The organism is Legionellales bacterium (assembly GCA_026125385.1).
Lineage (GTDB): Bacteria > Pseudomonadota > Gammaproteobacteria > JAHCLG01 > JAHCLG01 > JAHCLG01.
The window spans coordinates 1-6,249 of sequence record JAHCLG010000054.1 but is presented as its reverse complement, the minus strand read 5'-3'; the positions used below and the strand labels follow the sequence as shown (position 1 = coordinate 6,249).

The following is a 6,249-nucleotide window of genomic DNA, read 5'->3' as shown; positions in this document are numbered from 1 at the left end:
GCATTATAGTTCTTTTTCTGTCAAAGCTTTGGGAAGTTTGGTTTTTTCTCCTTATTACTGAAGTCGAATATTTCGACTTCAAAGGCTCCCAGTCATAAAGGGTCTATCAACATCGTTAGATGATTTTTGAATAAATCGCTTTTTGCTTGTTCTATTTTCATTAATTAGCTCGCTATTCGTTATTCATGCCATGCCGTTAACATTTCGTTATCAATCCATTAGCTCGAAGATTATTAAAACAAACGATCTAGCTGTAAACCAAGATCATGGATTGACCAGTTATTTTCAATTGCTTTGTTAGCAAAGCATTGAATATCCTCTGCATTGTCAAATTCATCCAATAGCTCAACAAAATAACTCCATGTTAGTTTTCTTGCTGCACTGTCAAACCATTTTTCGTCGACTAATTCCACAAGCTTAAGACATCGCTTTAAATTATCAGGAGAAAAATATAGCTGTTTTTTTAGCTTAAGATGTTTAATTATGTTTTTTTCAATTTTTTCAAAAAAGTCACAGGGTATTGCAGAATAAGCTGAAATTTTATGTTTTATATACTGGCCAATATCCCATAGCCCTTTATTATTAAGATAAATTAATTCTTCACCATTATTTTCATCATATGCTTGTTTCATGATTTTAGGTAAATCCAACAAGATACGTAACACTGGATAATCCATATCACGGAAAACAGCATTCGCTGCTCTGCTAACATCAATTTTTAATTCTTCCAAATCATCGTTTGTATACACTTTCTTACCTTGTAAAGTAATTGTTTTACTACAAATCATCAGGTTCAATATTTTCATTTACTTCAATATGGGGTAATTTGAGAAAATCTCCTGAAGATCATTGATCCAGTATTACGCAGAGGCGAGTATTTTTCTCGGAGTTTTTTTCAGCAAACTTTTTGTTGATACTTTTCCCAGCATTTTGTCACTATCAATGAACTCCTCAGCCGATAAAAATTCATACTAGCCATAAAAATTAACATCTGTCCATGACACTGGCGGCAACCTTTTTATAAGTTTGCCAAGTTCTATATTACCTTGTGACTCGTTTTGCTGAAATAACCGTGTCAATATAAAAGCATTGTAATAGATAATAGCATTTGATAACAGTCTAGCCCCCTCATTCCATACGGTTATTTCTTTTTCATTTGAACCACGAAAAATAGCACAGTTAACTTTTGCTAGTTTCTCCAACAAGCAGCGAAGCAATAATATGTTTTACATTCTCGCGACTACCGCAAATAATCAACTTTATTCAATTGTCATTTGACCAATATTGAATTCAATAATAATCTAGTCCCCGCAACAACTTGGAGTTCTGTGTCGCCATCCAAGGGAATTCATCAAAGAACAACACAATCGATTTGTGCTAATATTCACTTATTAACTAATTTCAAAAGTGAACGTTACGCCAAAAGAAACGATGACTCATTTTGCGATAATGGTTCTGAGGCGTCTAAAGGTAGCCCCGAAAAAACGTCACTTCAACCATTGTCCTGTGTTATCCTGCAACCTGTGCAATGTTTCCAACTTGCAGGATGACACAATTAAGTGTATTAGGCCGATTCATGTAAAATACAATAAAAGGATTATTTGATTAGCTCCAGGTCAATCACAATTCACCCTAGAGCACTACCTTGTCCCAACCGATAGAGCTGAAAGAAGTGACCCCTGGTCGCACGTTCCGTACTTTGGTGCCTAGTAAAACCAGCTAAATTAATTTTCTTTGAATACTATCCAAAGAAATTTTCTGGTTTGATTAGAGTTTATTGAACAGAAATACGATCATGGAATTTTTTCTAGCATTTTGACGCAGCATGAAGAATTGATCGAAAAAATTATTCATCATCATAAATTTGCCACTAGGATTATTGCTAAAAAAACAAACTACCAGGCAAGTAATTAAACGACGGAGTATTCTACGCTAATAATAGTGAGTTTAAACAGGCATCACCAGATGAGCAAAATATTGCAGTCGCATGTAAGGTGCTGGTCCAAAATAATATTGTTCTGTGGAATTATTTATATCTATCGCAATTGCTGACAAACTGCCATAGCGATGAGTAACGCTTAGAAATGGTTAGCCTAATAAAAAATGGTTCAGTCATGACTTGGGGACATGTGAATTTGCATGGAGAGTTTGATTTTCGACGTCACGCGGCTAATGATAGTCCCTTTGATATGGAGAAAATATTATCATTGAAGCTGGCGTAGGCTAAAACGAATGAAACTTTTCTCCGAATATGTCAGTTGACCCTATATGTGATTTCCGCATTCTTCCGGTTTCACTTCCGTATTTCCGGATTACTTCTGCGTTCATTTCCGGTGTTATGCATTTGTCATATATCCTCAAAAATTATATGTTTGATATATGAATTGTGAATTATTGTCATATCAGCAACCATACTTGTGGCAAAGTGAATCTCTTCCATGGCTAAACTAGTCTTTCATCATTCAATGCCTTTCCAGGGTTCTCCGCTTAGCTTGGATAAAAAATCCCGAAATATAAGTTTGTAGGCTTCTTCAATCTGATATTGCTTTACTTGTTCAGATGATAGTAATGGCTTGATATCATTATTAAAGACAGGATTGTTTTGTTTTAGAAATAAATTCTTTTCAAACTCAGCACGTGATACCTGTATATTTTCATCTTTCATATAGTGATGAAAAATATCAATAATTTTTTGAATATCTAAAACAGGAACTTGGCGAGTCGCGTACCAAAAATCATATAAATCTCTTCCCTTTTTTCGTTGATACAAAGCACGTAGCTTAGTTGCTAATAATTCTTCTATGGAATAAGTTAAAATATTTACTTGTCCTTGAAACCATCTATTGTTTACAGAAAAAGTTTTGTTTAAATGTGGTTCTAAGTTATGGTGTTCACGAGTATTAATTTCGATTTTTACTTTACGGTTGATAATAGGTTCAATTTCTGTCTGAAATCGGTAGTTTAAGGTAAAACGACCTTGGTTTTGTTTCCAACTGGGCTTGCCGAGCCAAGAATCGAGGCATTCCCTAATCGCATCAACTGTTTTGCCAATTGGTCCTGCCTTTGCTTGTACAAAATCTAAGTCTTCACTGAAACGCCCTGCCTGTTCAAAAAATAATTTATGTAAAGCAGTACCACCACGAAATATCAAGCCTTCACTCACTAAAGGATTTTGGTACAACTCACATAATGCACGCGATAGTACAAGGTCGTGTTCGACTTGATCGAATCCACCCCAAGGTGCGACATTACGCCACGAGATAATTTCAGCTTGTGGGATCATAATTCATCTGGCTCCACTTGTTCATTGACTGCAATATGCCATCGTTGGTTATACTCAATAATGGGTTGATCGCTAGATACAACCAATAGTCGGCGTGATGTTTTTCGCTCTTTTAACTGCCTCTCTAACGGCAACAAATCAATCGGCAACTGTAGTGCATCTAGTAAATAACCTAAACGCTGAGCGGTCGTAATTTCTACTTCATCATTTTTCAATAATAATCCCAGTTTTTCACCATGCAATTGCTCTGCGAGTTCACATAATACAGTAGCAACATGATTAACTTGCCCTGCTACATTCATATAACGCACTAGATCAAATGCGGTCATTTCTGGTGTTGAAACCTGTATGGTTCCCGACATTGTTTTTTTTAATTGGTAAAAATCAGAGTTGATAGTGTTTTTATAGTTAAATTCAATCCTGACTTGTCCCATGGTGATATTTCGAGTGGGTTTATTAGTAATGACTTGGAAAACCATGGGTTGCTGATGGGCTGCGCCATGCAATGCAGCGGCTGTTAATAAACCAACATAATACTGTTGCTCAAGGTGTTCCATTAAGGCGTCAATAAACCAAGCCGCAGGCAATGCGCCAATGATACGATGTTCTGGCGGCACAATAATAAAGAAATCACCTCTTACGCGCTTTAAAGCGCCCTTCTTAGATAAGCGATAGGCTGCCAACTTAAATGCTTTATCACTGATTTGTAATGTTGCGATAGCTTCTTTTCGAGATAGCCAATACCGCCCATCCATTCTGAGATGGTCTAAATAAGACGATAAAGTGGTTATATCCTCTTTCATTATCAAATGGTATCAAAAAATGAGCCTTTTTGGAAATGAAAAGGCAAGCGCATATCAAGTTACATCATGGGCTTACACAAGCAGTTAATAACATTGCTATTTAATCAACCAAAAAATATTTATATTTTGTACGCAGTGTGTCCGAAATTGTATTTCTCAGTGGAATCTGACGCCTATTTGCTGCTGATTTTCTCAATTAACTCATCAAATTTTAGGGTTTTAATGTCAAGAGCAACTGCACATTGCAGAAAAAAGGCAAATTGAAACGTGCTGCGAAAAATTTTCTGTTTAATCGTTCCCTGGCTTTCGTTAGGCCCTAAGGTACGGAACGTGCGACCAGGGGCCACCATGAGATCTAAACAACTACTTCCAGCTCTTTACTAATCTCAGTCAAATGGCTGAAATCCATAACTCTATCCGTAAAATTTTTATTGTTAAGCGTCACACTTACAAGTGGCAATTGTTTTGTCAAATCCAGTGGAAATAAGCCATAGGGATTAAGGTGTGAATGAAATAAAATATTTAACGCACGATAGTCTTCCATCGTTAGCACACTTTGCCATTCTGGCTGGCCCAGGACTCCCGAGTCTGCGACCAAGTGCCATTTGGTTAACTTAGATTAGTTACTTCAGCAGGAATCTTTGATTATCCTCTAATTATTAAGACTACAATTGAAGCTTTGCCTTTTTAAATAGATCCCTCTTCTTGTGCCTGTGTTCGTTTTTTTGTGGTCATTTTTCATTGTAGTGAAAAATATTAAAGACGCATTGGCTGAAATTTAACTGGAAAGCAAATTAAATAAATTGCGCTTATTAAGATATGGTATTGAAACTAAGTAATAAAAATTCAAGAGATGAATAAGCTGAATTATTTTCTTACGACAGATCAAATGTTACATGGAATTCAAAGGATTGATAACTTGATAGCAGAAAATGTATCAAAAAAATTAAAAAATTTGACATTTTCCATAAAACTGTGAAGGAAGTATTTCATCACTACTTAAAACAGTGTGACGGCTATGAATTGCTTTACCTGTTTTCAAAAGAATAGTTGTGTTATGAACATTATTAATAGGTGTTACTTCTATGAACGTTATAGCCTTGTCGACTGAATTTAAAACGGTATTTATTTCAGTACTTCCATTGCTACCAACCATAAAACTTTTCTCTTTACTCACTATAAATTTAAATTTAAGCGGCTTATTTTGGTATTGAATACCATCTTCCGAAGAAGATTTAACAAATGAACAATCAAATGTTGTTATTCCGTAGCTAACAATAGGCGTTAGAAAAAGAAAGAAAATATAGATAAATCTCATGCATAATCCTCTAGTAAGCTCTTTAAAATATAGCACGAGATTTAAGGTTGTAGAGTTAGCGATCCCAGAATGCGCAGTATAAACATCAATAATAATTGACAAGCTTATATTTTAACTTATACTATAAGCTATGAACACGATAATTTGGTCACGCAAAGCGAGAAAGCAATTGCTTAAAATAGCCAAGAAAGAGGCTAGTGTGATCTATGATAAAGTGGGTGAGCTAGTTAACTTTCCACATTGCCAGCAAGTCAAAAAATTAGTCAATCACCCTCATGGCTATCGTTTACGAGTGGGTCACTATCGTGTGTTATTCAACTATGACGGCGATATCCAAGTTATCCAAATTGAGGAGGTGAAAAAACGTGATGAAAGCACTTACTAATATTCAAATTATCAAACAAGGTGATCGCCCTGCGTTTGTGGTTGTACCCTATCAAGATTGGTTAGAAATTACCGAGCAACAGCAGCCCGAACATTATATTCCACATGAAGTGGTAGGGTTACAATTAAAACACGGTATTTCATTAATTGCAGCATGGCGTCGCTATAAAAAAATCACGCAAACGGCTTTAGCAAAAAAAATAGGGGTTAGCCAACCGGCGCTTGCTCAAATCGAAAAAGCTGATAGCCAACCTAAAGAGCAAACCCTAAAAAAATTAGCCAAAGCATTAAATATCAGCGTTGAGCAATTGATTGATTAAGTATAAATTTTCGTCGCACCGCAGATTCAAATCATAAGTGCAAAGATTACCTCCGATAAGGTGAGTTACTGGTTGTAGAGTGAAAAGTTAAATGGCGGATTCAATATGCAACTTCACCTCGTTCATAACGCCCAAACGCAT

At 35.8% G+C, this 6,249-nt stretch carries 9 protein-coding genes and 1 pseudogene; 4 read left to right on the top strand and 6 right to left on the bottom strand.

The annotated features are described in order from the left end of the window. Positions 1–233 precede the first annotated feature (233 nt). Both KIT27_12140 and KIT27_12135 read right to left on the bottom strand, forming a co-directional pair. Positions 234–749, bottom strand: a complete 516-nt coding sequence (locus KIT27_12140; GenBank protein ID MCW5590396.1) for a hypothetical protein — start codon at positions 747–749, stop codon at positions 234–236. Positions 750–971: 222 nt separating this feature from the next. After that, positions 972–1,205: a Tn3 family transposase gene (locus tag KIT27_12135; protein ID MCW5590395.1), complete on the bottom strand. Its 234-nt coding sequence runs from the start codon at positions 1,203–1,205 to the stop codon at positions 972–974. 714 nt (positions 1,206–1,919) lie between these two features. Here KIT27_12135 and KIT27_12130 point away from each other — a divergent pair. Together KIT27_12130 and KIT27_12125 are read left to right on the top strand one after the other, a co-directional pair. Then, positions 1,920–2,075, top strand: a pseudogene (locus KIT27_12130) (Tn3 family transposase). Between the two features lie 9 nt (positions 2,076–2,084). Beyond that, positions 2,085–2,222 carry a hypothetical protein gene (locus KIT27_12125; GenBank protein MCW5590394.1) on the top strand — a complete coding sequence of 46 codons (138 nt, stop codon included), beginning with the start codon at positions 2,085–2,087 and terminating at the stop codon, positions 2,220–2,222. Between the two features lie 236 nt (positions 2,223–2,458). Here the strand turns inward: KIT27_12125 and KIT27_12120 are convergent, their stop codons facing one another. From KIT27_12120 to KIT27_12105, 4 genes are all read right to left on the bottom strand, one after another. After that, positions 2,459–3,283 carry a nucleotidyl transferase AbiEii/AbiGii toxin family protein gene (locus tag KIT27_12120; protein ID MCW5590393.1) on the bottom strand — a complete coding sequence of 275 codons (825 nt, stop codon included), beginning with the start codon at positions 3,281–3,283 and terminating at the stop codon, positions 2,459–2,461. After that, complete coding sequence (locus KIT27_12115) at positions 3,280–4,086, bottom strand: type IV toxin-antitoxin system AbiEi family antitoxin (GenBank protein MCW5590392.1); 807 nt, start codon at positions 4,084–4,086, stop codon at positions 3,280–3,282. The genes KIT27_12120 and KIT27_12115 overlap by 4 nt, the downstream gene beginning before the upstream one ends. A 355-nt stretch (positions 4,087–4,441) precedes the next feature. Then, positions 4,442–4,630 (bottom strand): hypothetical protein, encoded by a 189-nt coding sequence (locus KIT27_12110; protein ID MCW5590391.1) that lies wholly within the window; start codon positions 4,628–4,630, stop codon positions 4,442–4,444. A gap of 402 nt (positions 4,631–5,032) precedes the next feature. Then, positions 5,033–5,404, bottom strand: a complete 372-nt coding sequence (locus tag KIT27_12105; protein MCW5590390.1) for a hypothetical protein — start codon at positions 5,402–5,404, stop codon at positions 5,033–5,035. 130 nt (positions 5,405–5,534) lie between these two features. Here KIT27_12105 and KIT27_12100 point away from each other — a divergent pair, with 130 nt between their 5' ends. Continuing rightward, on the top strand, positions 5,535–5,789 hold the full coding sequence (locus KIT27_12100; GenBank protein MCW5590389.1) for a type II toxin-antitoxin system RelE/ParE family toxin: 255 nt from the start codon (positions 5,535–5,537) through the stop codon (positions 5,787–5,789). Continuing rightward, positions 5,770–6,108 (top strand): helix-turn-helix transcriptional regulator, encoded by a 339-nt coding sequence (locus KIT27_12095; protein ID MCW5590388.1) that lies wholly within the window; start codon positions 5,770–5,772, stop codon positions 6,106–6,108. Before KIT27_12100 ends, KIT27_12095 begins: the two co-directional genes overlap by 20 nt. Positions 6,109–6,249: the final 141 nt, after the last annotated feature.

Coding starts and splice junctions, on each gene's coding strand:
- KIT27_12125 (MCW5590394.1), top strand. CDS start 2,085: ATGGTTAGCCTAATAAAAAATGGTTCAGTCATGACTTGGGGACATGTG.
- KIT27_12120 (MCW5590393.1), bottom strand. CDS start 3,283: ATGATCCCACAAGCTGAAATTATCTCGTGGCGTAATGTCGCACCTTGG.
- KIT27_12115 (MCW5590392.1), bottom strand. CDS start 4,086: ATGAAAGAGGATATAACCACTTTATCGTCTTATTTAGACCATCTCAGA.
- KIT27_12110 (MCW5590391.1), bottom strand. CDS start 4,630: ATGGAAGACTATCGTGCGTTAAATATTTTATTTCATTCACACCTTAAT.
- KIT27_12105 (MCW5590390.1), bottom strand. CDS start 5,404: ATGAGATTTATCTATATTTTCTTTCTTTTTCTAACGCCTATTGTTAGC.
- KIT27_12100 (MCW5590389.1), top strand. CDS start 5,535: ATGAACACGATAATTTGGTCACGCAAAGCGAGAAAGCAATTGCTTAAA.